The following is a 23,500-nucleotide window of genomic DNA, read 5'->3' as shown; positions in this document are numbered from 1 at the left end:
GGAAAGGCCCCCGAAAGGGGGCCTTTGCCGCGCCGGGATGCGGCGTCACATCACCAGCGACATCGGCGCTTCGATCCGGGCCTTCAGGGTGGACAGGAACTGCGCGGCGACCGCGCCGTCGATGCCGCGGTGATCGGCCGACAGCGTCAGCGTCGCGACGCTGGCGAAACGCAGGCCGCCATCGGCGGTCTCGCGCGCCTCGCGCCGGGGGCCGCCCACCGCCAGGATCGCGCCCTGGGGCGGGTTGATGATCGCATCGAAACTGCGCACGCCATACATGCCCAGGTTGGACAGGGTGAAGGTGCCGCCGCGCAGATCCTCGGCGGTCAGGCTGCGGTCGCGGGCGGCGGCGATCAGCCGGCCCGCTTCGGCCGAGATCTCGGTCAGGGGCCGCTGGGCGGCATTGCGGATCACCGGCGTGACCAGCCCGGCGTCGATGGCGACCGCGACGCACAGATCGACCTGGTCGAAGCGGGTGATGCCGCTGTCCGAGACCTGGATGTTCACCTCGGGATGGGCCGCCAGGGCCAGGGCGGCGGCGCGCAGCAGGAAGTCGTTGACCGAAATTCTCGCGCCCTCGCGCCCGCTGTTGAACTGGCTGCGCAGCGCCATCAGCGCGTCCATCTCGACATCCATGGCGGTGTAGAAATGCGGCACGGTCTGCTTGGAATGGCGCAGCGCGTTGGCGATGGATTTGCGCATCCCGGTAAAGGGCTGCTCGACCCCCTGCGCCGCAGCCGTTGCCGGCGCTGCCCCAGGCGCGGCGGGAATCGCGGCCGCTGGCGGCGACCACAGGCCGGCCGCCTGGACCGCCGCCTGCACATCGGCCAGCGAGATGCGCCCGCGGTAGCCGCTGGGCTTCAGCCCGGTCAGGTCGAAGCCAAGCGCATTGGCGAAATTCACCGCGACCGGGCTGGCATGGGCGCCCGTATTCCGCCTTGCCGCCTCGTCGGGGGCAAGCGCGGCGGGGCGCGGCGGCAGGTCGGCCTTCCTGATCTTGCCACCCCAGCCCGAACCCTCGACCCCGGCCAGGTCGATGCCGTCCTGCTCGGCGATGCGGCGCGCCAAGGGGGAGGCCTTCGGTGCGGCGCCGGCATCCGCAGGAGCATCGGCGGCGGGGGAGGGTTCGGGCCCTGCGGATTCCGCCCGTCCCTCGTCCTTGGGTTCGAACGAGGCATCGACGGGCACATAGGAGGCGATGAATTCGGCCAGTTCGGCCTCGGTGGCGTCCGTTTCGGCCAGCACGGCGATCAGCGCGCCGACCGGGGCGGTCTCGCCCTCGGGCACCAGGATGCGGCGCAGGGTGCCGCCCCTGTCGGTGTCCAGCGTATTGACGATCTTGTCGGTCTCGATGTCGACCAGCTCGGTGCCCGGCTCGACGCTGTCGCCCTCGGCGACGATCCAGCGCGAGATCTGGCCCTCGGACATTTCAAGGCCCCATTTCGGCAGGGTGACGGGATGGATCCGGGCCATGCTCACTCTCCTTTCACGGCTTTGCGGATGGCCGCTTCGATCCGGTCGGGACCGGGAACATACATGCGCTCCAATTCGCGGGCGAATGGCACCGGCGTATGCGGCGCCGTGACCCGCACCACCGGCGTACGCAGCGAGGCAAAGCCCTTTTCGGCCGCGATGGCGGCGATTTCCGAGGCGATCGAGCAGACCGGGTTGGATTCGTCCACGACCACCAGCCGCCCGGTCAGCGACAGGCTTTCCAGGATCATCTCTTCGTCGATGGGCGAGGTGGAACGCAGGTCGATCAGATCGACGGTGATCCCGTCCCCGGCCAGCTTCGCCGCCGCCTTTGCGGCAAAGGAGACCATGCGGCCCAGCGTGACCACGGTCGCATCCTTGCCCGATTGCACCAGGCTCGCGCCATGCAGCGGCGCCACGTATTCGTCGTCCGGCACCTCGCCCTTGCTGGAATAAAGCGCCTTGTGTTCCAGGAAGATCACCGGGTCGTCGTCGCGGATCGCCGCGGCCAGCATGCCCTTGGCATCGGCCGGGTTCGACGGCACCACCACCTTCAGCCCCGGCACGGCCGAAAGCATGGAATAGATGGTCTGGCTGTGCTGGGCGGCGGCGTTCATGCCGGCGCCCATGGACATGCGCACGACGATGGGCGCCTTGGCCTTGCCGCCGAACATATAGCGGAACTTGGCCATCTGGTTATAGATCTGGTCCATGGCGACGCCGACGAAATCGGCGAACATCAGCTCGGCCACCGGGCGCATGCCGGCCAGCGCCGCGCCATTGGCCAGGCCGATGATGGCGCTTTCCGAAATCGGCGTGTCGATGACGCGCTTGTCGCCGAACTCGCCCATCAGACCCTTGGTCACGCCGAAGATGCCGCCGGCCGCATCGCGGCTGCCCGACGACCCGCCGGCGCCGCCCGACACGTCCTCGCCGATGACGATGACGCCGGGATCGCGGCGCATCTCCTGAAACAGCGCCTCGTTCAGCGCCTCTCGCATAGTCTTCACGGTCATGATGCGGTCCTAGTAATCGGCATAGACGTCAGAGAGCATGATCTCGACCCCCGGCGCCGGCGCCTTGCGGGCCGAGGCCACGCAATCCTCGATGAAGGCCGCGATCTCGGCGTCGATGGCATCCAGCTCGGCCGCCTCGATCAGCTTGGCCTCGGTGACTTTCCGGCGGAAACGCAGCAGGGCGTCCTGGGTCTCGCGCAGGGTCTTGACCTCGTCCTTGGCGCGGTAGTTCTGCGGGTCGCCCTCGAAATGACCGAAATAGCGCGTCGCCTCGGCGATCAGGGCGCAGGGGCCCTTGCCTGCGCGCACATGCTCCAGCGCATCCGCCATCGCCTGGTGGACCGAGAAATAGTCGAAGCCATCCGCCTCGAAGACCGGCAGGCCGAAGCCTCGCGTCCGCCCGGCCAGGTCCGAGCCGATGCCATAACCTTCGCCGGTATGTTCGGAATAGCCGTTCAGTTCGAAGACGAAGATCTTGGGCAGCTTCAGCACGACGGCCATGTTCATCGCCTCGAAGACCGTGCCCTGGTTCGACGAGCCGCCGCCGCCGAAGGACACCGCCACGCTGCCGTCGCCGCGCGCCTGGCAGGCCAGCGCCGCCCCCACCGCGATGGGCGGGCCGCCGCCGACGATGCCGTTCGCGCCCAGCATCCCCTTGTCGATGTCGGCGATGTGCATCGAGCCGCCGCGGCCCTTGCACAGCCCGTCGGCGCGGCCATAGATCTCGTGCATCATCAGCCGCGGGTCGCAGCCCTTGGCGATGCAATGGCCATGCCCGCGATGGGTCGAACTGATATAGTCGCGGTCGGTCAGATGCTCGCAGATGCCGACGGCGATCGCCTCTTGCCCCGCATACAGATGCGTGAAGCCGGCGATCTCGCCGCTGCGATTCTCGATATGCAGTCTTTCCTCGAATTCCCGGATCATCCGCATCTGCCGATAGGCCTTCAGGATGTCGGTGCGGCTTTGTTGCATGGCCCTCTCCCGCTCGTCTTGCACCCGGAAACTGGTCGATTCTTGCGGGCGTGTCAATTTATATATGTTCAAACGATGGCCTTTACGTATACTAAGAAAGCATAAACTGTATTTTTGGAGGAGAGGATGGATTTCCGGCTGACCGAGATCCAGCGTGACCTGCAAGAGGCGGCGCGCAAGTTCGCCCGCACCGAGCTGGTGGATCTTGCCCGCGACCTTGAAGAGAAGGCAGAGCCCGTCCCGCCTGAATGGGTCAGGCGCTATGCCGAGCTGGGCTTTCTTGGCATCAACGTGGCCGAGGAATACGGCGGCATGGGGCTTGGCAACCTGGAGGCGCTGCTCGTCGTCGAGGAGTTCGCCAAGATCAGCTCGGCCGTGGCGTTTCCGGTCTTCGAATCCTGCGTCGGCCCGGTGCGCGCCATCGAGCGTTTCGCGCCCGAAAGCCTGAAGGCGCGGGTGATCCCCGCCGTCTGCCGCGGCGAGAAGGTCGTCGCCATCGGCATGTCCGAACCCGATGCCGGCTCGGCCCTGACCGACCTGAAGACCCGCGCCCGCGTCGAATCGGATAAGGTGGTGCTGAACGGCGCGAAGCGCTGGTGCTCTGGCGGCGGCCATGCCCAGGGCTACCTGGTCTATGCCCGCTTCGACGACAGGCCGGGCGCGGGCTCGATCGGTGCGGTCTATGTGGAAAAGGGCACGCCCGGCTTCAGCTTCGGCCCGCAAGAGCGGCTGATGGGGTTCCGCGGCGTGCCGTCGAGCGACCTGTTCTTCGACAATGTCGAGCTGCCGCTGGAGAATGTCGTCGTGCCCGGCGGCGGCTTCAAGCGGCTGATGGAAGCCTTCGACCTGGAGCGCTGCGGCAATGCCACCATGTCGCTGGGCCAGGCTTCCGGCGCGCTCGAGGATGTGCTGGGCTATGTCCAGGAACGCCACCAGTTCGGCCGGCCGCTGGTCGATTTCCAGGCGGTGCAGATCAAGCTGGCCGAGATGCGGCTGCGCGTCGATGCGGCGCGGCTTCTGATCCATCGCGCGGCGCAGAACGCCCAGGACGGGATGCCCTCGATCCTGGACAGTTCGCTGGCGAAATGCTTTGCCAACGAGATCTCGCGCGAAGTGACCGGCAATGCCGTGCAGCTGATGGGCGGCTACGGCTATTCCAAGGAATATCCGATGGAACGCCGGCTGCGGGATTCCTGGGGCTGGGGCATCGCCGGCGGCGCGGTGGACATCCAGAAGGTGAACATCACCGCCGCCATGATCGGCCGCCGCTTCGACCAGCGCCGCGCCTGAGCCATGCGCCGGGCCGGTTGACCGGCCCGGCGTTTCCCTTGAAACCTGCCGCAAGAAGGGAAGGGCAGAGAATGATCCCCAGAGGATTGGGCGCCGATGCCGAGGAATTCGTCGATGTCGGCGCGGTCATGCAGGTGCCGAGCATGGGGCCCTGGTTCGTCACCGCGGGCGGGCGCGAGGTGATCCTGTGCCGCCGCGACGGCGAGATCGTCGCCTTTTCGGGCAATTGCACGCATAACTTCGCCCGCCTGTCCGAGGGCGAGGTGGAAGGCAACGTGGTCATCTGTCCCAAGCACGGCGCCCGCTTCGACTGCTCGACCGGCAAGGCCATGTCCTCGCTTTGCAGCGACCTGCCCAGGGTCGAGGTCAGGATTTCCGGCCGCCGCGTGCTGGTGCGGCGCAGCTGAAGGCCCGGCCCTTCACAGCCGATAGCGCAGCAGCGCCCGTTTCAGCAGTTGCGCGCGGGCGATGGGGTCCAGCCCCTGTTTCTCAAGCCGCAGCATCGGCACCTCGACATCCAGCGGCAGGCCGGGATCGGTGGCGTCCAGCAGGGCTTGCAGCGGCAGTTCGCCCTCGCCCGGTATCTCGCGATCCTCGACCGCCTCGCGAAAGGCGTCCTCGGGCGGGGCCAGCATCGCGTCGCAGAATTGCAGCGCGCCGATGGTGTCGGCCAGGGCGCCAAGCTGGGCCGGGCTGCCGCCGGTGCGCGCCAGGTGCAGCGGATCGACCAGCAGGCTCAGGTTCGCGTGGCCGCTCTGGCGCACGAAATCCGCCGCCTCGCCCACCGTGCGCAGCGAGGAAAACGCCATGAACTCGATGGAAAGGGCGATGCCGCGCGCGGCTGCCGCGTCGCAGGTCTGCGACAGCCGGTCCGAGGCGCGGGGCAGGTCGCGGTCGTAGACCAGCACGGTGGCGCGCCGCGCCCCGATCTCGGCGGCATGGTCCAGCACCGGCAGGTAGTCGGCGGGATCGGTGCGGCCGGAAAAGGGCAGGGCCTCGACATTGTGGACCTGCACGCCCTCTGCCCCCAGCGCCTGCACGAAGGCCCGCGTGGGCGCGCCGGGCAGCAGCCGCGGAAAGATGTCGAGCTGCGGCGCCGGCGGGTGCAGAAAGACCGTGACGAAGGGAAAGCCCGCCGCGGCGGCGGCCCGGACCAGCGCCACCGGATCGGTGTCGCGCAGGCTGAGCTGGTGCAGGGTCAGGATGCGCTCGGCCATGTCCGCTCAGGCGCCCAGATAGCTTTCGATCACCCGCTGGTCGCGCATCAGCACGTCCGAGGCGCCCTCCATCACGATCCGGCCGCGATCCAGAACATAGGCCCGCTGCGTGCATTCCAGCGCGCGATAGGCGTTCTGCTCGACCAGCAGGATGGTCAGCCCCTCGCGGTTGAGCCGGGTCAGCGCGTCGAAGACCTGGTCGCCCATCAGCGGCGACAGGCCCAGCGACGGCTCGTCCAGCAGCAGGATCTCGGGCGCGCCCATCAGCGCCCGGCCGATGGCCAGCATCTGCTGCTGGCCGCCCGAGAGCGTGCCGGCGATCTGGTCGGCGCGCTCCTCCAGGATCGGGAAGATGCCGTAGACCTGTTCCAGGCTGTATCGCGCCGGCCGCTGGCCCAGGGCCAGCATGCCCAGCTGCAGGTTTTCCCAGACCGACATGTCGGCCAGCACCTGCCGCCCCTCGGGGACATGCAGCAGGCCCTGGCGCGAGACCTGGAAGGCGGCCATGCGGCCCAGATCCTTGCCGTCGAAGACGACCTGCCCCCTTTGCGGCACCACGGTCCGGCTCAGCGCGTTCAGAAGCGTCGATTTCCCCGCCCCGTTCGAGCCGACCAGCGCCACCATCTCGCCGCGGTTCACATGCAGGCTGACATCGCGCAGCGCTTGGATGCCCTTGTAGGAGACGCTCAGATTCCTGACTTCAAGCAGCATCGGCCTTGCCTCCGATATAGGCTTCGATGACCTTTGGATCGCGGGTGACGGCCTCGGGCGGCCCCTCGGCGATCATGCGGCCGGAATCCAGCACATAGACCTGGCTGCACAGGCGCGAGACGAAGGCCACGTTATGCTCGATCAGCAAAAGCCCCATGCCCGAACGCGCCAGATCCTCGAAGATCTCGGCCATTTCGGCGGATTCGACCTCGTTCATGCCGGCCACGGGCTCGTCCAGCATGACGATGCGCGGCGCCGCGGCGATCGAACGGGCCATCTCGACCCGGCGCTGGTGGCCATAGGGCAGGCTGCCCGCCTCGTAATCGGCATATTTCTGGATGCCGAAGCGGCCCAGCAGCTCCCAGGCCTGCTCGCGCAGGCGGCGGGTCTCGGCCAGGGCGGCGGGCAGGCCCATCAGGCTGGACATGACCCCGCTGCGCTGCTTGCGGAAATAGCCGATGACGACATTGTCGAGGACGCTTTCCTCGGGCAGCAGGCGGATGTTCTGGAAGGTGCGGGCGATGCCGCAGCGGGCGACCTCGTCCACATGCAGCCGGGTAAGCTGCTGCTCGTCCAGGTAGACCTCGCCCCTGGTCAGGCTGTAGACGCCCGAGATCATGTTGACGACGGTGCTTTTGCCGGCGCCGTTCGGGCCGATCAGCCCGGTGATCCGGCCGGCGGGGACGGTCATGTTGATGCCGTCGACGGCCTTCAGCCCGCCGAAATACTTGCAGGCGTCCTCAATCCGCAGCGACGACATCGGCCCCCTCCTTCCGCTTGGACATGGTTTTGGGCGCGCGGCGCAGGCGGCGGCGCAGCCAGTAGACCAGCTCATCGCCCACGCCGTTCGGCAGGAAGGTGATGACCAGGATCAGGATCACCCCGTTCAGGATGCCGCGGTTCTCGGCCAGCGGGCGCGCCAGTTCGGGCAGGATCGCCATGATCAGCGCCCCGGCGATGGGGCCCAGGAGCGTGTTGCGCCCGCCCAGCACCACCACGGTCAGGCTGGCGACCATGGCGTGAAAGCCGAAATCCACCGGCTCGATGTTGAAGACGTAAAGCGAACGCAGCGCCCCGAAGACCGCGCCGATCAGCCCCGACAGCACGAAGGCCAACGCGTAATAGGACTTGATCGGCACGCCGAGCGAGGCGGCGACGGAATCGTCCTGGCGCAGCGCGTTGAACACCCGGCCGACCGAGGTGCGGTTGATCGACCAGATCACGTAGATCGTGACCAGCACCGCCAGCAGCAGCCAGCCGGTATTCATCACCCGCGGGATGCCCGAGATGCCGATGGCGCCGCCGGTAAAGCTTTCGAAATACAAGAGCAGCGCGATCACCACCTGCACGAAGGCCAGCGTGGCGATGGCCTGGAAGGCGCCGCGCAGCCGCGCCAGCGGCACCGACAGCACATAGCTGACCGCCATCCCCACCACGGCCGAGACCAGGATGGCCGCCGGCACCGGGACGCCGTATCGCGTCACCAGGATCGCCGTGGCATAGGCGCCAAGCGCCGAGAAGCCCGCCGTCGCGATCGAGAACACGCCCGCGCGCAGCGCCAGCTGCTGGCTGTAGCCCAGCCCGACCGCGATCAGGAAGAAGTCGATGAGCGGCTGATAGGAATAGTAAAAGGACATCATCTGCGGCTTCCTCCTGCATAGTTGCCGGCGCGTCCGAACAGGCCGTTCGGAAAGAACAGCAGCGTGACGAACAGCAGCGCGAAGATGATCGCGGTGGACAGTTCGCTGGACAGATAGGCGATGGTCAGCGACTGCACGATCCCGATCAGGATCGCCGCGACCACCGCGCCCTGAAGCGAGCCCAGCCCGCCGATCACCACCACGACGAAGGCTTGCAGCAGGAAGGGCTCGCCCATCATGAAGTGGATCGAGTTGAAGGACAGGCCGATCAGCACCCCCGCCAGCCCCGCCAGCGCGCCGGCGATGAAGAAGGTCTGGCGATAGACCGCCGCGGCCGAGATGCCCAGCAGGGCCGAGGCATGTTCGTTGCTGGACACCGCCCGGACCTGGCGGCCGAAGCTGGTGCGGTTGATGTAATAGGCCAGGGCCAGCACCAGGACCAGCACCAGCCCCAGGATGGTCAGCTGCAACAGCGAGATGCGCATCCCCCAGAAGCTGAAGAACTTGACCGGGAAGGTGCCGAAGGGAAAGCTCAGCACCTTGGTGTTCGAGACCTGCTGGGCGATGTTCATCAGGATCAGGTCCACCCCGATCGAGGTGACGATGGCGGCGAATTCGGCATGGCCCGACTTGCGCAATTGCCGGAAGGCCACGAAATCCACCACGACCGAGATCGCCCCGGTCGCGATGGTCGCCAGCAGCAGCGCGAACCAGAAGGGCAGCCCCTGCGCCGTCGCGTAATAGGCGATGAAGGCACCGGCCATGAAGATCGCGCCATGGGCGAGGTTCAGCAGTTTCTGCACGCCGAAGATCAGCGTGAAGCCAAGCGCGAACAGGGCATAGATCGCGCCGGACACCGTTCCATTGAGTATCTGTTGCAGTAGCATCCCGGTGGTCCGTCCAAAAGGGTTGCGGCCAGGGCGCCCGGCGCCCCGGCCCATGGCGCGCGGGCGATCAGCGCGGAGCCTGGACGAAGGCGCCGTCCTGCACCGTCAGCACGTTCATGCCCACATGCGGATAGCGTTTCTCGTCCACCGAATAGCTGCCCTGGCCGGCGGCCACGCGGACCTCGCTGGTCTTGCCCAGCTGGTCGCGCAGCGCCTCGCGCGTGGGTTCGGGCATGGACTTCAGCGCATTGGCCATCACCAGCATCCCGCCGTAGCCGACGGCGTTCCAGTTGTCGGCCTCGTGGCCGAACGTCTCGCTGAACTCGGTGGCGAAGGCCTTGGTGAAATCGTCATAGCCGCCCGGCACCCAGTCGGCGATGAAGGTGACGCCCTCGACGCCGGCGCCGCCGCGGTTCAGGAATTCGGGCGAGGCGAAGGCATTGTGGCCGAAGACCGGCGTCGCCGGGTCCAGTCCGGCCTGGCGCAGCTGGACGATGATGTTCGCCCCCTGCGAGGCCGAGGCCGAGACGAAGACGCAATCCTGCTGCGAGGTGGCGATCTTGGTCGCCACCGACGAGAAGTCGGAATCGGTGCCGCCGACCTGTTCGACGGTGGTGATCCTGACGCCCTTGTCGGTCATCAGCTTCTCGAACTGCTTTTGCAGCGCGACATAGGCCTCGATGTCGCGGATGCCGATGACGGCGCATTCCTTCACGCCTTTCACATCGGCCGCGTAATCCACCAGATAGGGGATGGTGATTTCCGGCGGCTGGGTCAGGATGAACGACCAGGGCCCCTGATCCAGCACCTCGGGCGTGTTCGTCGTGGTGACGACCGGCACCTTGTATTGGTTGCCCGAGGACGCGCCGGCGATGGCGACCGCGCCGCTGGTCGGACCCAGGATCCCCAGGATCGAGGGATCGTTGGCATAGCGCGCGATCAGCGACATGGTCTGCGTGCGATCCGTGGCGTCGTCGGCATAGGTGACCTTGAGCGTGTTGCCCTCGCCCAGAAGGCCCTGTTCGTTGATCTGCTGCTCGGCCAGGCGCATGCCGTCGGCGACGGCGGTGCCGATGAAGGCTGCGGGGCCGGTCAGGGCTTGCAGGACGACGACGTGATACTCGTCGGATTGGGCGGCCATGGCGGGCAGCAACGCCATTGCGGTGCAGGTGGCGAACAGATTGGACAGTTTCACGACGGTTTCCTCCCCAGGAATGTGAACGGCGGGTTGACCTGGCGGTCGCCCGGTATCGGATCGCGATCCTTCGCGATCCGTGACGGATTCTCGGCTTCCTCCACAATACTATGTATATCACAGATGGATATAAAAATATTGTAGAACGAAGTAAAAATACTTGTGATGGATTATTGGGCGGCGCAGCTATCCGCCGCCATCTCTTGCACCATGTCGCGCAGCTTGAATTTCTGGATCTTGCTGGCGGACATCGGCCATTCGGCGATGAAATGGACGTCGCGCGGCACCTTGAAGCTGGCGATGCGCGTCTTGCAATAGGCGATCAGCGCGGCTGGGTCCACGCTTTGGCCCGGCACCAGTTCCACGAAGGCCACCGGCACCTCTTGCAGCCGCGGATCGGGCTTGCCGACGACCTGGCAGGTCTTGACCGCGGGATGCTGGGCCACGACCATCTCGATCTCCAGCGCGGCGACGTTTTCGCCGCCGACCTTCAGCATGTCCTTGGCCCGGCCGTGGAACATCAGCGTGCCGGCAGCGTCGAGCGAGCCGAGGTCGCCGGTATGGAACCAGCCGTCGCGCTTGGCCTCGGCGGTCTTTTCGGGATCGCCGTAATATTCGGTGAAGATCGAGAAGCCCTTGACGCAGATCTCGCCGATCTCGCCCGGCGCGGCCCCGGTGCCGTCCTCGCGCGCGATGCGCACGGACAGCCCGTCGAAGGGACGGCCAAGGCGGTTGAAGCGCTCGGCCTCGCTGTCGGCGGGGTCGCTGGTGGTGACGGTGCCGGCGGTTTCGGTCATGCCATAGGTGCCGACGAAGACCGCGTTGGGAAAGCTCTTGCGCATCAACTCGCGGAACGGCTCCGGGCTCAGCGCCATCGAGCAGTTGATGAGCCGCAGCGATGCCATGTCCTCGGCGCGGAAATCCGGGTGATAGACCATGTCCGACAGGAACAGGGCAAAGCTGGGATAGCCGATGGTCGGCCGCGCCTCGCGCACCAGCCGCAGCGCAGCGGCGGCGTCGAAATGCTGCATGCCGATATAGGTGGCGCCGGCATGATAGGCCGCGCATAGCGGGAAAAGCGCGCCGACATGGAACATGGGCAGGGGCGACCAGAACGCGTCCCGATCGGTCATCCCGTAGCGCTCGGCCAGGCCCATGCCGGTGCGGACCAGCGCCTCGTGGCTGATCATGCAGCCTTTCGGATTCGAGGTCGTCCCCGAAGTATACAGTATCAGCGCCGTCTGCCGCAGCGTGACCGCACGGCGCAGCCGGTCGATCAGCGCGTCCTCGACATCGGCGGCGAAGCGCTGGGACACGGACTGGCGCAGGCATCCGGCCGAGGGTTCGTCGGTCAGCAGGGTGATGCCGCGCAGGCGCGGGGCCTCGGGCAGGCGGATCGGCTGGTCCGGGGGCGCGTCGCGCAGGGCCGGAAAGGCCTGGTGCAGCCGCGCCCGGAAGTCCAGCCCCTCGGCCACCTGCGTTGTCGAGATGATATGCACCAGGTCGGCGTTGACGGTCTGGTAGCGCAGCTCGTGTTCGCGATAGCGGGCATTCATCGGCACCGAGACCGCGCCCAGATAGGCCAGCCCGAAGTAGTATTCCAGGTATTCGATGCAGCTGGGCAGGAAGATCCCGACATGGTCGCCGGGCCGCACGCCCAGGCCGTAAAGTTCGCGGGCCCGCAGCATGGCGGCCTGGTGCAGCTGGCGAAAGCTGCGGTTCTGGTCGGGAAACCGGATCGCGTCCTTGTCCGGCGTCCGTGCCGTTGCCCGGACCAGAAGATCGCCGACCGTGGTGGTGGCCGTGTAGTTGAGCGTAGCTGACATCTTTCCCCCCGGCCCGTTCGCGCCGGGCCCCTCATTGCTGCGACGATTGCGGCTATTCCTCGGGTGCCAGCGTCACCTCGAGCCCGGCAAGGTCGTCGGTCACGGGGATCTGGCAGCTCAGCCGCGATGTGTCGCGATAGGTTTCCATGAATTCAAGCAGTTCCCGTTCGTCGGGCTGTTGTTCCGGCAGGCGGTCGAGCCAACCGGGCGCGACATAGATGTGGCAGGTCGCGCAAGAGCAGGAACCGCCGCAGATCGCGGCGACGTCAAGGCCGGCCACGTCGCGCAGGGCCTCCATCAGGCTGGTTCCGGGTGCTGCGTCGAACTCCTTCACGCTTCCGTCGCGGTCCGTGGCTGTGATTCGTGGCATCTGGCGTCCTTGTCTGTCGATCTGGGGCTAGAGATGGCGGATGGGCTGCGAGCCGTCCCAATCGGCCGCCAGCGACTCCAGCCGGGCAAAGAATTTCACGAGCCCGGCAGAGGGCTGCACGATCTCGACCACCCGGCCCTGGTCCAGCGGGTCGCTGTCCAGATAGGCAAAGGGAATGCCGGCCGCGGTGCGCCCGCCCATCAGCACCCCGATGCCCTCGGCCTGCCAGGCGGCAAGGTCGGCGTCCAGATCCCTGGACAGCAGGCAGACGTGATGCAGGCCGCCGCCGCGCCGCGCGATGAAATCGGTGAACATCGAATCGTCGCCGCCGGTCTGCTGGATGATCTCGATCTGCATGCCGCCCCAGGAAGCCAATGCCACCGCGTTCTCGACCTGGATCGGCCGGCCGCGATAATGCAGCTCGGCATAGTCGATTCGCGGGGTGACGAGGAACGGGCCCACGCCCAGCGTCTGCGTCCAATGTGCCAGCGCGCACTCCAGGTCGGGCACGACATAGCCCATCTGGACGATGGCGCCCTGGCGCGACCTGGCCTTGGTTCCCACGGGATCGAAGCTGTCCGGCATTGATCCTCCCCTCCGTGGTGGCATCATTGTGTATTTTTTACCGCATTTCAATATACAATTCTTGCCAATGCGAGATTTTCATCCCGAAGGCCCGCCCGGACGCGAAAAACGGGCTGCTTCCAGCCGGTGTGGCCGCCTTGCCATCGGCAACAGTATTGCAGAGCGACTCGGGCTTGGAATACGCTGGGCGTGAAGTGTAAGCATACAATCTGCTGCCACCTGGCGTATATGGGAAGCCTGTTTCGACCGGGTCAAGCTCATGGGCAGAGAAGGAGAAGAAAAATGGCACGATCTGCCGGAATGACGCATTCGGAGAAGGTTCGGCTTGCGCTCGAACAGGACATCTTCTCGGGCGCCATCGCGCCGGGAAGCTCGCTGGACGAAGAGGAGCTTGCCCGCCGCTTCGAGGTTTCCCGCACCCCCGTGCGCGAGGCCATCCTGCAACTGATCGAGTCCGGCATCGTGGAAAAGCGGCCCCGGCAGGGCGCAGTCGTCACCATGACCGATGTCACCGACCTGATCCGGCAGTTCGAGGTGATGTCCGAACTGGAATCCATCTGCGCCAAATACTCGGCCCGGCGGATGACCCCGGAAGAGCGCGCGACGCTGAAGGAGGTGCATGAACAGTCCGAGCGCGCCTTCGCCGCCGGCGACCAGGACAACTATTATGCGCTGAGCCGCAAGTTCCACCTGCTGGTGATCGACGGCACGCATAACAAGGAACTGATCGACATGACCAACAAGCTCGGCAGCAAGCTGGTGCCCTATCGCCGCTTCCAGCTGGGCTATCCGGGCCAGTCGCAGTCGAACCTGGAGGATCACCGCGCGATTCTGGAGGCGATCCTGGCCCAGGACGTCGAGCGTGCGGCCGAACAATTCCGCAAGCATACCAAGGTCCAGGGCGACATCCTGGCCGATTACATCGCCATGAACGAGGAGCGCGTCCGGGCCAGCTGATCTCCCCTCCGATTTCAATCCACAAATTTTGTTCTTGCGTATGCAGTAATGATCTATAAAAATACATACTAATCGGCCGGGTCGGATGCTTTCCGCCCCATGGCCTGATCGCATCAGCGTCTTCTGGGGAGGAATGGCGATGAATCCGCAAGAAAAGCAGCGTATCTTGGATCAGCAGGCTTACGAAAGCGCGCGCGGGGGTCCGCCCGAGGGGTTCCCGCAATTCCCCGACCTGCCGGGCCTGCGCTATACCGATCCCGCCTTCTTCGCGCTGGAGATGGAGCATCTTTGGCGCAAGACCTGGCTCTATGCCGTCCATGCCGACGAATTGCCCGAGGTCGGCTCCTACATCCAGTGGTCGCGCCTGGGCGAGCCGCTGTTCTTCATCCGCGGCGAGGACCGGAAGGTCCGCTGCTTTTACAACACCTGCCGCCATCGCGGTGCGCCCGTCGTGACCGAGCCGTCCGGCAAGTCCCGCGGCGTGTCCTGCAAGTATCACGGCTGGACCTACAACACGCGCGGCGAGCTGATCAACCTGCGCGACCGGCGCGATTTCGTCGGGCTGGATCTCAGCTGCCGTTCGCTGGTCGAGGTGCGCTGCGAGAATATCGGCAACCTGTATTTCGTGAACCTCGATTCCGACGCCATGGCCCTGCGCGACTATCTGGGCCCGGTGGCGCAGGCGCTGGACGAGATGAAGCCCGACACGCTGGCGCTGATCGACAAGTCCACGATCCAGGTGAAATGCAACGTCAAGATCCTGATCGACGCCTTCCTCGAGGTCTATCACCTCAAGTCGATCCACCAGAACACCGTGGACCGTTTCCTGGACCACCGCGGCTCGGCCATCACGCTATACGAACACGGGCATTCCCGCATGGTCACGCCCTTCAAGCGCGAGGGCTGGAAAGACCCCGGCGTGCGCGGCCTGCCCGAGATCGACGGCGTCGATCCCTGGTTCGGCGACACCAACCTGTCGCTGATGGCCTATCCGAACCTGGTCACGCCGGTTTCGCCCTGGGGGATCCCGGTCCTGGCCTTCTGGCCCGAAACCATCGACACCATGTCGATCGACGTCTACTGGTTCGCGCCGCATTGGGGCGAGGGGCCGCGCCCCGAAGTCTGGGACATGCGCATCCGCAATTTCGCCGCGATCCTGGAAGAAGACCTGCAATTCGCCGACAAGATCCAGATCGCCGCCATGTCCAGCGGGCTGCGGGACTTTCCGCTGAACTACCAGGAACGGCGGATCTATCACTGGCACGAGGAACTCGACCGCCGCATCGGTGCCGACCGCGTGCCCCCGGCGCTGCGCATCAAGCCGTTGTTGCAGCCTTATTGGGACAGCAACTGGAAACCGGCCGAGGCACCCTCGGAAACCGAGCGGGCCTGAGCCATGCCGGACCTGCCCGTCCTTCCTCCGACCGTTCGCTATGAACGGCGCGGCGCGGTGGCGATCATCCGCATCGACCGGCCCGAACTGCGCAACGCGGCCGACCGCGCCACCTCCTACGGCGTCCACGAGGCGCTGTGCCATGCCGAGGCCGACGAGAGCGTCGGCGCCATCGTCCTGACCGGCACCGGCGAGCGCGCCTTCTGCGCCGGCATGGACCTGAAGGAGGCCGGCCGCATGGGCTCGGGCACCGGGCTGGTGCCGGGCGCGGGCTTTCTGGGCGTGACCGAGCGGCGCTGCCCCAAGCCGCTGATCGCGGCCGTCAACGGCGCGGCCGTCGCCGGCGGCTGCGAGGCGGCGCTGGCCTGCGACCTGGTCGTCGCGGCGGACCACGCGGTCTTCGGCCTGCCCGAGATCCGCCGCGGCATGGTCGCCTTTGCCGGCGGCGTGCAGCGGCTGGCGCAGATCCTGCCGCGGCAGAAGGCCTTCGAGGTGATCTTTTCGGGCGCCCATTACCCGGCGCAGGCTTTCGCCGCGCTGGGGCTGGTCAATCGCGTCGTGCCGGGCGACCGGGTGCTGGACGAGGCCGTCGCCCTGGCCGAGGAGGTGCTGGCCAATTCCTGGCACTGCCTGCGCCTTGCCAAGCAGCTTTACGAGGTGGCGCGGGACGAGACGCTGCAAGCCGCGATCGACTGGGGCCACCGGCACGGCCCCGCGCTGATGAACTCGGCCGACAGCCGCGAGGGGATCGCGGCCTTCAACCAGGGCCGGGACGCAAATTTCGCCAATGGGACACGGATATGAACGAAATGGCACAGCCCTCGGCGGCAGGCCCGCACGGGTTTCAATGGTTCCTGACCGATGAGGAACTGGCAAGCCGGCCGACGATCTACGCCCCCGATCTTTTCGCGGGCAAGCGCTTCCTGATCACCGGCGGCGGGACCGGCATGGGCCGGGCGATGACCTTCCTGCTGGCCCGGCTGGGCGCGAAGGTCATGATCGCTGGCCGGCGCGAGGAGGTGCTGGCCGATGCGCAAGAGGCGGTCGGGCGCCTGACCGGCCAGCATGTTGACTACATGCCGATGTCGATCCGCGACCCCGACCAGGTCGATGCGCTGCTGGACCGGGTCTTCGGCGACTGGGGCGGGCTCGACACGCTGGTGAACAATGCCGGCGGCCAGTTCCCGCAGGACGCCATCGGCTTTTCGCGCAAGGGCTGGAACTCGGTCATCGACCTGAACCTGAACGGGACGTGGTGGATGATGCAGGGCGCCGCCCAACGCTGGCGCGACCGGGACGAGGCCGGCAACGTCATCTCGATCGTGGCCCATGTCGGGCGCGGCATGCCGCAGGCTGCGCATACCTGCGCGGCGCGGGCGGGGGTGATCTATCTCAGCCGGACGGTGGCGACGGAATGGGCGCCGCTGAACATCCGGGTGAACTGCATCGCGCCGGGCGCCATCGCCTCGGAAGGGCTGTCGAAATATCCCGCAGAGGCCACCGCGCGCTTTCGCAACGTCAACCCGCAGCGGCGCATGGGCAACGGCTGGGACATCGCGGAAGGCGTGGCCTACCTGTCCTCGGATGCGGGCAATTTCATCACCGGCGAGGTGCTGACCATCGACGGCGGCATGCAGATGTGGGGCACGGTCTGGCCCGCCGGCGTGCCCGAGCATTTCAACGTGGTATGACGGCAGGCGGGGCATGGGCGAGGACAGGGCGATAGGCACGGGCTTTCGGTTGGGCGACCCGGTGATCGGCGCCGCCCTGGCGGGTGCATCCTGGGGCGACCTGCCCGCGCATGTCGCGCAACAGGGCGCGACCAGCCATGCGGCGATGGGCGACCGCATCCTGCGCCTGGCCGCCGGGCTGCTGTCGGCCGAGCTTCGCCGCGGCCAGCGGGTCGGCGTCTCGATGCCGCCCTCGGCCGACCGCACGGCGCTTTGCGCGGCGATCTGGTGGCTGGGCGGCGTGGTGGTGCCGCTGGAGCCCAGCCTGCCGCAAGCCCGGCTGACCATGGCGCTCCAGGGCTCGGGCCTGCGGTTGCTGGTGCATCATTCGCAAGGCGCGGGCCGCGGCACGAGCCTTGCGGCAGTGCGCCATCTCGCCTGCGACGAGCTGCTGGCCCAGGGCGATGCGCCTGACCTTGGGCAACTGGCCGAACGCGCCGGGCGCGTCCTGCCCGACCATCCCGCCGTCGTCCTTTACGGCGAGGGCCAGCAGGACACGGCGCGCGGCGTGGTGCTGAGCCACCGGGCGCTGCTTTGCGCCGCGCGGGGCCTGGCCGCGCGCTATGGCATGGGGCCGGGGTCGCGGCTGGCGGTGCCCTTGCCCCTGAACCACGCCGTCCGGCTGACCGCCGAGCTGGCCGCGCTGCTGGCGGGCGCGGCGCTTTGCGACCTGCCGGCCTTTTCTGCGCCCGCAAGCCACCTGATCCTGGCGGACGCGGCGCCGGTGCCGCCGCAAGCCCCGCCCGCGGTGCAGATGCAGCCGGGCATGGTCCTGCTCGGCGGCGATGCAAGGCTGGTCCGCGGCTGGCGGCGCGCCTTGCCGCACAGCCGCATCTTCAACAGCTACCAGCGCGCCGAGCTGGCGGGGATCGCCATCTGCTCGGACCCGCGCGACCCGCCCCATACCGCGCATGCCACCGCCGGCCGGCCCCTGCGCGGGGTCGAGGTGATGATCGTCGATCCCCGCACCTCGATGGACATGCTGCTTTACGAGATCGGCGAGATCTGGATTCGCGGCGCGCCGCTGATGCTGCGCTATCACGACGACCTGCGCGCCAGCCGCAAGGTGCTGGACCGCAGCGGTTTCTTCAAGACCGGAGACATGGGCTATCTCGATTCCGAGGGCCGCGTGATCGTCTGCCGCGACGCCTTCGCGCAGATATGAACCTGCCGGTTTTCTTTCCCTTGGCCGCTGCGCGAGGCGCGTGCAGCGGGCGGACAATCCATGAAGGAGGCAAGGATGACCCAGACAGAAACCTGCGACGTCCTGGTCATCGGCTCGGGGGCGGGGGCGCTGACCTCGGCAGTGACCTGCGCCAAGGCCGGGCTCAAGGTGCTTGTCACCGAAAAGGCCGGGCAGTTCGGCGGCACCACCGCGACCTCGGGCGGCGTGCTGTGGGTGCCGGGCAGCCGCCATGCCAAGGCGCTGGGCGCCCGGCTGGGGGTCGAGGACGACGGCGACCTGGTGCGGACCTATCTGCGGCACGAAACCGGCAATTGCTATGACGAGGCCCGGATCGAGGCCTATCTGGAACATGCCCCGCGCATGGTCGAGTATCTGGAAGACCATACCGAGGTGAAATTCTATCCGATGGAGTTTCCCGACTATCATCCCGAGGCCCAGGGCGGCTCGCGCATCCGCTCGGTCGGGACGATGGATTACGACGCGGCCAAGATGGGCGAGCTGATGAAGACGCTCAAGGGCGAGCTGCCGCAGACGCTGTTCCTGGGGCTGGCCATCGGCTCGACGCTGGAGATGAAGCAGTTCCTGGCGGCGGGACGCTCGCCCAGGGCCATGGCCTATGTGATCCGCCGCATGGCGCGGCATTTCATGGACCTGGCGGTGAAAGGATCGTCGCAGCGCATCGTGCGCGGCCGGGCGCTGATCGCGCGGCTGGCGCGGACGGCGCATGACCTGGGCGTGCCGTTCTGGCTGAACGCCCCGGCAGAGCGGCTGATCCGCGAGGGCGACCGCGTCGTCGGGGCCGAGATCCTGCGCGACGGCAAGCCGGTGCGGGTGCTGGCGCGCCATGCCGTCGTGCTGGGGGCGGGGGGCTTTCCGCGCGACAAGAACCGCCGCGCCCGGCAATATCCCGGCCATGCCCGGACGATGGAGCCGGTGACGCCCGCGCCCGTCACCAATGTCGGCGACGGCATCCGCATGGCCGAGGAGGTCGGCGCGCAGTTCAATGCCGAGCTGCTGCAGCCCGCCGCCTGGCTGCCGACCTCGCGCCTGCCGGGGGCGGTGGACCAGAACGGCGTCTGGCCGCACCTGACCGACCGCAACAAGCCGGGCTTCATCATGGTGCTGCCGGACGGCCGGCGCTTTGCCAATGAAAGCGCGCCCTATCACGACCTGGTGCCCGCCATGCTGGACGCCTTCGAAAGCCGCGGCGCCGACCGCGCCTTCCTGATCGGCGACGACCGGGCGATCCGGCGCTGGGGCATGGGCTTCGTCCGTCCCTTCCCGATCCCCAAGGGGCGTTACTTGCGCAACGGCTACCTGACGCGCGCCGCCACGCCCGAGGCGCTGGCGCGCAAGCTGGGCATCGACCCCGAGGCGCTGGCCCGGACCATCCGCGATTTCTCGCGCCATGCCGCCGAGGGGCGCGACCCCGAGTTCCACCGGGGCGAATCCGCCTATGACCGCTATCAGGGCGACGAGAACCATCGCCCCAACCCGGCGCTGGGGCCGCTGGACAAGGGCCCCTATTACGCGGTGCGCATCTATCCCGGCGAGATCGGCACCTACAAGGGCCTGAAGACCGACGAACATTCGCGGGTAATCGGGCAGGGCGGCCGACCCATCGCCGGGCTTTACGCGGCGGGCAACGACCAGTCCAACGTGTTCGGCGGCTCTTATCCCGGTGCGGGTGCGACCATCGGCCCGGCCGTGACCTTCGGCTGGATCGCCGCGCGCGACATCGCCCGGCAGGCGGGGCTCGAGGTGCCCGGCGGCGCCTGACGAAGCCGCCGGGGCCGGGACGATCCGCGCCCCGGCCGGCGGCGGCCGGTCAGATGTTGATCGCCCTGCCCATGGCGGCGAGAACCGCCTCTTTCATCGTCTCGGAAAGGGTCGGGTGCGGAAAGACCGCCTCGGCCAGTTCGCGATCCGTCGTCTCAAGCTCCATGGCCAGGACGAAGCCCTGGATCATCTCGGTCACTTCGGCCCCGACCATATGCGCGCCCAGAAGCTCGCCGGTCCTGCGGTCGTGGATGACCTTGACCAGCCCCTGCTCGGCGCCAAGCGCGATGGCCTTGCCATTGGCGAGAAAGGGGAACTTGCCGACCGCGATGCCCCGGCCCTCGGCCCGCGCCCGTTCCTCGGTCAGCCCGACCGAGGCGATCTGCGGGTCGCAATAGGTGCAGCCGGGAATGCGGCCGCGGTTCAGCGCATGGGGGTTCTGGCCGGCGATGGCCTCGACGCAGATCACCGCCTCGTGCTCGGCCTTGTGCGCCAGCATCGGCCCGCCGGCCAGGTCGCCGATGGCATGGATGCCCGCAACATTGCTGCGGCCCAGGGCGTCGGTGCGCACGAAGCCGTGCTCCAGCGCCACGCCGGCCTCGACCAGGCCCAGGTCCTCGCTGTTGGGCTCGACCCCCGCGGCGACCAGGACATGGCTGGCCTCGATGCTGTGCGTCTCGCCCTTGCCGTCCCGGAGCGTGGCGGTCACGCCTTCTGCGCCCCGGTCAAGCTGCGTCACCGTGCAGCCGGTATGAAAGGCGATGCCGCGCCGGGCGAATTGCTGGCGGGCGAAATCCGCGATCTCGGCATCCTCGGCCGGCAGGATGCGCCCCGCCGCCTCGACCACCGTCACCTGCGCGCCAAGCGCGGCAAAGAAGGATGCGAACTCGATGCCGATGGCGCCCGAGCCGACCACAAGCAGGTGGCCGGGCAGTTCGGGCGCGGCCAGCGCCTCGAAATAGGTCCAGACGCGCCGGCCGTCGGGCTCCAGCCCCGGCAGCACGCGCGGGCGCGCGCCCGTGGCCAGGATGACATGCCGCGCGGTATAGCGGCCGGCCCCCAGCGCACCCTTGGGCGGCTTGGCCGCCGCGTTGCGGGGATGCGGCTGGGCGGGCTCGACCGTCACGGCGCCCGGCCCGTCCAGCCGGGCCTTGCCCCAGATCACGGCGATGCGGTTCTTGCGCATCAGCATGGCGACGCCCCCGGCCATGCGGCCCGCGACCCCGCGCGAGCGTTCGACCATCGCCGCCAGATCGGCGGTGATCCGCCCCTCGACCCGGACGCCGTAATCCGCCGCGCGGCGGGCGGTTTCCAGCGCCTCGGCCGATTTCAGCAGCGCCTTGGTCGGGATGCAGCCCCAGTTCGAGCAGATGCCGCCCAGATGCTCGCGCTCCACGATGGCGGTTTTCAGGCCCAGCTGCGCTGCGCGGATCGCCGCGACATAGCCGCCCGGTCCGGCGCCAACGACGATGACATCATAATCCTGCATGGCTTCCTCTGTTTCAGGCGATTCTGCGGTTAGTTATACAAAGAACGCAGTAATTGTATATTGCAATTCCTTCCGATCCGGTGCAGTTTTGGCTCGATCTGCGGCGGCCGGCCGGAATCGCGCCGGCCTGCCCCATTGGCGCGTATGCCCGCGGCGCGCGCGAAACCAAGGAGGAATGCATGGATCTGGGACTGAAGGGCAAACGAGCCATCGTCACGGGGGCGACGCGCGGCATCTGCCGCAGTCTGGTCGAAATCCTGGCGCAGGAAGGCGCCGATGTCGCCTTTTGCGCCCGCAAGCAGGACGAGGTCGATGCCACCGTCGAGGCGCTGAAGCCCTATGGCACGCGGATCATCGGCGGGACCGCCAACGTCAAGGATGCCGAGGGCTACAAGGCATGGCTGCAACAGGCCGCCGAGGAGCTGGGCGGCGTCGACATCTTCGTGCCCGGCGTTTCGGCCGGCGGCGGCATGGATGGCGAGAAAAGCTGGTACAAGGCCTTCGAGATCGACCTGATGGGCTGCGTGCGCGGCTTTGATGCGCTGTTCCCGACCTTCAAGGCGCAGGGCTCGGGCAATGTCGTCTTCATCTCGACCACGGCCGCGGTCGAGACCTTCATCGGCCCGATGGCCTATAACGCGCTCAAGGCCGCGCTGATCACCTATGGCAAGCAGCTGTCCCAGGCCCATGCCAAGCGCGGGCTGCGGGTGAACACGGTCTCGCCCGGCCCGATCATGATCGAGGGCGGCTCGTGGGACCAGGTGCGCCAGCAGGACGAGGCGTTCTTCCGTTCGATCCTGGCCCAGCAGCCCGACGGCCGCATGGGCGAGGCGGAAGAGGTGGCCCGCGCCATCGCCTTCCTGGCCTCGGACGCGGCAAGCTGGATCAACGGCGTCAACCTGGTCGTGGACGGCGGCTTCACCAAGCGCGTCCAGTTCTGACGGCCGCGCCCATGCTGATCCGCTACGATGCCAAGGTGAGGCTTTTGGTCGTGACCAAGGGGCATCCCTATGATCGGACGGCCTTTTGCGCGCTTTTCGATTCGCTCAAGGGCATCAGCTGGACGCATGTGGAACAGCCCGCCGCCGCGCAGCTGATCGCCTGCGGCGGCGGGCAGGACCATGACTTGATCCTGTTCTACGACGTGCCGGGCATCCAGTTCCGCACCCCGAACCCGCCCGACCTGATCGAGCCGGACGAGGGCTTCAAGGCCGGGTTCCGCGCGCTGCTGGCCAGCGGCAAGCCGTTGCTGTTTCTGCACCATGCCATCGCGGGCTGGCCGCTGTGGGACGAATATGCCGAGGCGATCGGCGCGCGGTTCTTCTATCAGCCGGGCCGCTACAAGGGCCGGGCGCATCCCGATTCCGGCTATCTGTTCCCCGTCACCTACCGGGCCGAGCCGGTGGGCGCGCATCCCGTGACGCAGGGGCTCGAGGACGGTTTCGAGCTGACCGACGAGCTTTACCTTTTCGAGCTGCTGGAAGAGGTGGTGCCGCTTTTGCGCGCCAAGGCCGATTTCGACCCCGCGCGGTTCCATTCCGCCAGGAATGCGCTTGCGGCGCGGATGTGGACCTCGGACGGCTGGACGCCGCCGCGGGGCACCGACCTGATCGGCTGGGCCAAGGTTTCCGGCCGGTCGCCCACGGTCACGTTGCAATGCGGCAACGACGGCGCGACCTTCGCGAATCCAGCCTTCCGCAAGCTGCTGAGAAACGCCCTCGACTGGCTGCTGAGCCCTGCCGCGCGCGAATGGGCGGCGGGCGCGCCGGCCCAAGTTTAAG

The 23,500-nt window shown here is 67.5% G+C and carries 23 protein-coding genes; 10 read left to right on the top strand and 13 right to left on the bottom strand.

Features of this window, described 5'->3' with window-relative positions:
• Positions 1-45 precede the first annotated feature (45 nt).
• From KF941_RS25015 to KF941_RS25005, 3 genes are read right to left on the bottom strand one after another with little or no spacing between them, the layout of a single operon-like run.
• Positions 46-1,473: a 2-oxo acid dehydrogenase subunit E2 gene (locus KF941_RS25015; protein ID WP_214274907.1), complete on the bottom strand. Its 1,428-nt coding sequence runs from the start codon at positions 1,471-1,473 to the stop codon at positions 46-48.
• 2 nt (positions 1,474-1,475) lie between these two features.
• On the bottom strand, positions 1,476-2,489 hold the full coding sequence (locus KF941_RS25010; RefSeq protein ID WP_114669072.1) for an alpha-ketoacid dehydrogenase subunit beta: 1,014 nt from the start codon (positions 2,487-2,489) through the stop codon (positions 1,476-1,478).
• A 9-nt stretch (positions 2,490-2,498) separates the two neighbouring features.
• Positions 2,499-3,464 carry a thiamine pyrophosphate-dependent dehydrogenase E1 component subunit alpha gene (locus KF941_RS25005; protein WP_072463249.1) on the bottom strand — a complete coding sequence of 322 codons (966 nt, stop codon included), beginning with the start codon at positions 3,462-3,464 and terminating at the stop codon, positions 2,499-2,501.
• A 126-nt stretch (positions 3,465-3,590) separates the two neighbouring features.
• Between KF941_RS25005 and KF941_RS25000 the strand changes: the two genes are divergently transcribed.
• Together KF941_RS25000 and KF941_RS24995 are read left to right on the top strand one after the other, a co-directional pair.
• The gene (locus tag KF941_RS25000; RefSeq protein WP_214274906.1) at positions 3,591-4,754 is read left to right on the top strand and encodes an acyl-CoA dehydrogenase family protein; all 1,164 of its coding nucleotides are present in this window, start codon (positions 3,591-3,593) and stop codon (positions 4,752-4,754) included.
• Between the two features lie 71 nt (positions 4,755-4,825).
• Entirely contained in the window at positions 4,826-5,161 is a 336-nt protein-coding gene (locus tag KF941_RS24995; protein ID WP_036757234.1) for a Rieske 2Fe-2S domain-containing protein, read from the top strand.
• A gap of 12 nt (positions 5,162-5,173) precedes the next feature.
• Here the strand turns inward: KF941_RS24995 and KF941_RS24990 are convergent, their stop codons facing one another.
• From KF941_RS24990 to KF941_RS24950, 9 genes are all read right to left on the bottom strand, one after another.
• A complete protein-coding gene (locus KF941_RS24990) occupies positions 5,174-5,971 on the bottom strand; it encodes a TIM barrel protein (RefSeq protein WP_214274905.1) in 798 nt (265 codons plus the stop codon).
• A 6-nt stretch (positions 5,972-5,977) separates the two neighbouring features.
• Entirely contained in the window at positions 5,978-6,682 is a 705-nt protein-coding gene (locus KF941_RS24985; protein WP_036757230.1) for an ABC transporter ATP-binding protein, read from the bottom strand.
• Positions 6,672-7,442 (bottom strand): ABC transporter ATP-binding protein, encoded by a 771-nt coding sequence (locus tag KF941_RS24980; RefSeq protein WP_036757227.1) that lies wholly within the window; start codon positions 7,440-7,442, stop codon positions 6,672-6,674. Before KF941_RS24980 ends, KF941_RS24985 begins: the two co-directional genes overlap by 11 nt.
• Positions 7,423-8,322 (bottom strand): branched-chain amino acid ABC transporter permease, encoded by a 900-nt coding sequence (locus KF941_RS24975; protein ID WP_024844832.1) that lies wholly within the window; start codon positions 8,320-8,322, stop codon positions 7,423-7,425. The genes KF941_RS24980 and KF941_RS24975 overlap by 20 nt, the downstream gene beginning before the upstream one ends.
• On the bottom strand, positions 8,319-9,209 hold the full coding sequence (locus KF941_RS24970) for a branched-chain amino acid ABC transporter permease (protein ID WP_036757225.1): 891 nt from the start codon (positions 9,207-9,209) through the stop codon (positions 8,319-8,321). Before KF941_RS24970 ends, KF941_RS24975 begins: the two co-directional genes overlap by 4 nt.
• A 67-nt stretch (positions 9,210-9,276) precedes the next feature.
• The gene (locus KF941_RS24965) at positions 9,277-10,404 is read right to left on the bottom strand and encodes an ABC transporter substrate-binding protein (RefSeq protein WP_036757221.1); all 1,128 of its coding nucleotides are present in this window, start codon (positions 10,402-10,404) and stop codon (positions 9,277-9,279) included.
• Between the two features lie 170 nt (positions 10,405-10,574).
• On the bottom strand, positions 10,575-12,230 hold the full coding sequence (locus tag KF941_RS24960) for a class I adenylate-forming enzyme family protein (protein ID WP_214274904.1): 1,656 nt from the start codon (positions 12,228-12,230) through the stop codon (positions 10,575-10,577).
• Positions 12,231-12,282: 52 nt separating this feature from the next.
• On the bottom strand, positions 12,283-12,600 hold the full coding sequence (locus KF941_RS24955) for a 2Fe-2S iron-sulfur cluster-binding protein (protein ID WP_036757215.1): 318 nt from the start codon (positions 12,598-12,600) through the stop codon (positions 12,283-12,285).
• Positions 12,601-12,627: 27 nt separating this feature from the next.
• The gene (locus KF941_RS24950) at positions 12,628-13,185 is read right to left on the bottom strand and encodes a VOC family protein (protein WP_214274903.1); all 558 of its coding nucleotides are present in this window, start codon (positions 13,183-13,185) and stop codon (positions 12,628-12,630) included.
• A gap of 282 nt (positions 13,186-13,467) precedes the next feature.
• Here KF941_RS24950 and KF941_RS24945 point away from each other — a divergent pair, with 282 nt between their 5' ends.
• The 6 genes from KF941_RS24945 to KF941_RS24920 all read left to right on the top strand — a co-directional run bounded on the left by KF941_RS24945 (position 13,468) and on the right by KF941_RS24920 (position 20,230).
• On the top strand, positions 13,468-14,142 hold the full coding sequence (locus tag KF941_RS24945) for a GntR family transcriptional regulator (RefSeq protein WP_028710204.1): 675 nt from the start codon (positions 13,468-13,470) through the stop codon (positions 14,140-14,142).
• Positions 14,143-14,308: 166 nt separating this feature from the next.
• Positions 14,309-15,535, top strand: a complete 1,227-nt coding sequence (locus KF941_RS24940; RefSeq protein ID WP_240540617.1) for an aromatic ring-hydroxylating dioxygenase subunit alpha — start codon at positions 14,309-14,311, stop codon at positions 15,533-15,535.
• A 3-nt stretch (positions 15,536-15,538) separates the two neighbouring features.
• The gene (locus KF941_RS24935) at positions 15,539-16,339 is read left to right on the top strand and encodes an enoyl-CoA hydratase-related protein (RefSeq protein ID WP_028710206.1); all 801 of its coding nucleotides are present in this window, start codon (positions 15,539-15,541) and stop codon (positions 16,337-16,339) included.
• Positions 16,336-17,226 carry an SDR family oxidoreductase gene (locus KF941_RS24930; RefSeq protein WP_140847196.1) on the top strand — a complete coding sequence of 297 codons (891 nt, stop codon included), beginning with the start codon at positions 16,336-16,338 and terminating at the stop codon, positions 17,224-17,226. Before KF941_RS24935 ends, KF941_RS24930 begins: the two co-directional genes overlap by 4 nt.
• 13 nt (positions 17,227-17,239) lie before the next feature.
• On the top strand, positions 17,240-18,430 hold the full coding sequence (locus KF941_RS24925) for a class I adenylate-forming enzyme family protein (RefSeq protein ID WP_214274902.1): 1,191 nt from the start codon (positions 17,240-17,242) through the stop codon (positions 18,428-18,430).
• 75 nt (positions 18,431-18,505) lie between these two features.
• Positions 18,506-20,230: an FAD-dependent oxidoreductase gene (locus KF941_RS24920; RefSeq protein ID WP_214274901.1), complete on the top strand. Its 1,725-nt coding sequence runs from the start codon at positions 18,506-18,508 to the stop codon at positions 20,228-20,230.
• A gap of 49 nt (positions 20,231-20,279) precedes the next feature.
• Here the strand turns inward: KF941_RS24920 and lpdA are convergent, their stop codons facing one another.
• Positions 20,280-21,719 (bottom strand): dihydrolipoyl dehydrogenase, encoded by a 1,440-nt coding sequence (lpdA, locus tag KF941_RS24915; RefSeq protein ID WP_214274900.1) that lies wholly within the window; start codon positions 21,717-21,719, stop codon positions 20,280-20,282.
• A gap of 179 nt (positions 21,720-21,898) precedes the next feature.
• Here lpdA and KF941_RS24910 point away from each other — a divergent pair, with 179 nt between their 5' ends.
• Both KF941_RS24910 and KF941_RS24905 read left to right on the top strand, forming a co-directional pair.
• On the top strand, positions 21,899-22,660 hold the full coding sequence (locus KF941_RS24910; RefSeq protein ID WP_028710211.1) for an SDR family oxidoreductase: 762 nt from the start codon (positions 21,899-21,901) through the stop codon (positions 22,658-22,660).
• Positions 22,661-22,671: 11 nt separating this feature from the next.
• The gene (locus tag KF941_RS24905; protein ID WP_214274899.1) at positions 22,672-23,499 is read left to right on the top strand and encodes a ThuA domain-containing protein; all 828 of its coding nucleotides are present in this window, start codon (positions 22,672-22,674) and stop codon (positions 23,497-23,499) included.
• The last annotated feature ends 1 nt before the right edge of the window (position 23,500 follow it).

Source organism: Paracoccus sp. pheM1, from assembly GCF_018499825.1.
In the GTDB taxonomy this organism is placed as follows: Bacteria; Pseudomonadota; Alphaproteobacteria; order Rhodobacterales; family Rhodobacteraceae; genus Paracoccus; species Paracoccus versutus.
The sequence above is the reverse complement of the archived record's forward strand: the minus strand, read 5'-3'. Positions and strand labels throughout refer to the sequence as shown.

Bases quoted from the DNA above. Each gene is read 5' to 3' on its own strand.
- KF941_RS24975 (WP_024844832.1), bottom strand. From the start codon at position 8,322: ATGATGTCCTTTTACTATTCCTATCAGCCGCTCATCGACTTCTTCCTG.
- KF941_RS24905 (WP_214274899.1), top strand. From the start codon at position 22,672: ATGCTGATCCGCTACGATGCCAAGGTGAGGCTTTTGGTCGTGACCAAG.
- KF941_RS25000 (WP_214274906.1), top strand. From the start codon at position 3,591: ATGGATTTCCGGCTGACCGAGATCCAGCGTGACCTGCAAGAGGCGGCG.
- KF941_RS24960 (WP_214274904.1), bottom strand. From the start codon at position 12,230: ATGTCAGCTACGCTCAACTACACGGCCACCACCACGGTCGGCGATCTT.
- KF941_RS24925 (WP_214274902.1), top strand. From the start codon at position 17,240: ATGGGCGAGGACAGGGCGATAGGCACGGGCTTTCGGTTGGGCGACCCG.
- KF941_RS24950 (WP_214274903.1), bottom strand. From the start codon at position 13,185: ATGCCGGACAGCTTCGATCCCGTGGGAACCAAGGCCAGGTCGCGCCAG.
- KF941_RS24990 (WP_214274905.1), bottom strand. From the start codon at position 5,971: ATGGCCGAGCGCATCCTGACCCTGCACCAGCTCAGCCTGCGCGACACC.
- KF941_RS25010 (WP_114669072.1), bottom strand. From the start codon at position 2,489: ATGACCGTGAAGACTATGCGAGAGGCGCTGAACGAGGCGCTGTTTCAG.
- KF941_RS24970 (WP_036757225.1), bottom strand. From the start codon at position 9,209: ATGCTACTGCAACAGATACTCAATGGAACGGTGTCCGGCGCGATCTAT.
- KF941_RS24980 (WP_036757227.1), bottom strand. From the start codon at position 7,442: ATGTCGTCGCTGCGGATTGAGGACGCCTGCAAGTATTTCGGCGGGCTG.
- KF941_RS25015 (WP_214274907.1), bottom strand. From the start codon at position 1,473: ATGGCCCGGATCCATCCCGTCACCCTGCCGAAATGGGGCCTTGAAATG.
- lpdA (WP_214274900.1), bottom strand. From the start codon at position 21,719: ATGCAGGATTATGATGTCATCGTCGTTGGCGCCGGACCGGGCGGCTAT.
- KF941_RS24930 (WP_140847196.1), top strand. From the start codon at position 16,336: ATGAACGAAATGGCACAGCCCTCGGCGGCAGGCCCGCACGGGTTTCAA.
- KF941_RS24920 (WP_214274901.1), top strand. From the start codon at position 18,506: ATGACCCAGACAGAAACCTGCGACGTCCTGGTCATCGGCTCGGGGGCG.
- KF941_RS24910 (WP_028710211.1), top strand. From the start codon at position 21,899: ATGGATCTGGGACTGAAGGGCAAACGAGCCATCGTCACGGGGGCGACG.
- KF941_RS24985 (WP_036757230.1), bottom strand. From the start codon at position 6,682: ATGCTGCTTGAAGTCAGGAATCTGAGCGTCTCCTACAAGGGCATCCAA.
- KF941_RS24955 (WP_036757215.1), bottom strand. From the start codon at position 12,600: ATGCCACGAATCACAGCCACGGACCGCGACGGAAGCGTGAAGGAGTTC.
- KF941_RS24945 (WP_028710204.1), top strand. From the start codon at position 13,468: ATGGCACGATCTGCCGGAATGACGCATTCGGAGAAGGTTCGGCTTGCG.
- KF941_RS25005 (WP_072463249.1), bottom strand. From the start codon at position 3,464: ATGCAACAAAGCCGCACCGACATCCTGAAGGCCTATCGGCAGATGCGG.
- KF941_RS24935 (WP_028710206.1), top strand. From the start codon at position 15,539: ATGCCGGACCTGCCCGTCCTTCCTCCGACCGTTCGCTATGAACGGCGC.
- KF941_RS24995 (WP_036757234.1), top strand. From the start codon at position 4,826: ATGATCCCCAGAGGATTGGGCGCCGATGCCGAGGAATTCGTCGATGTC.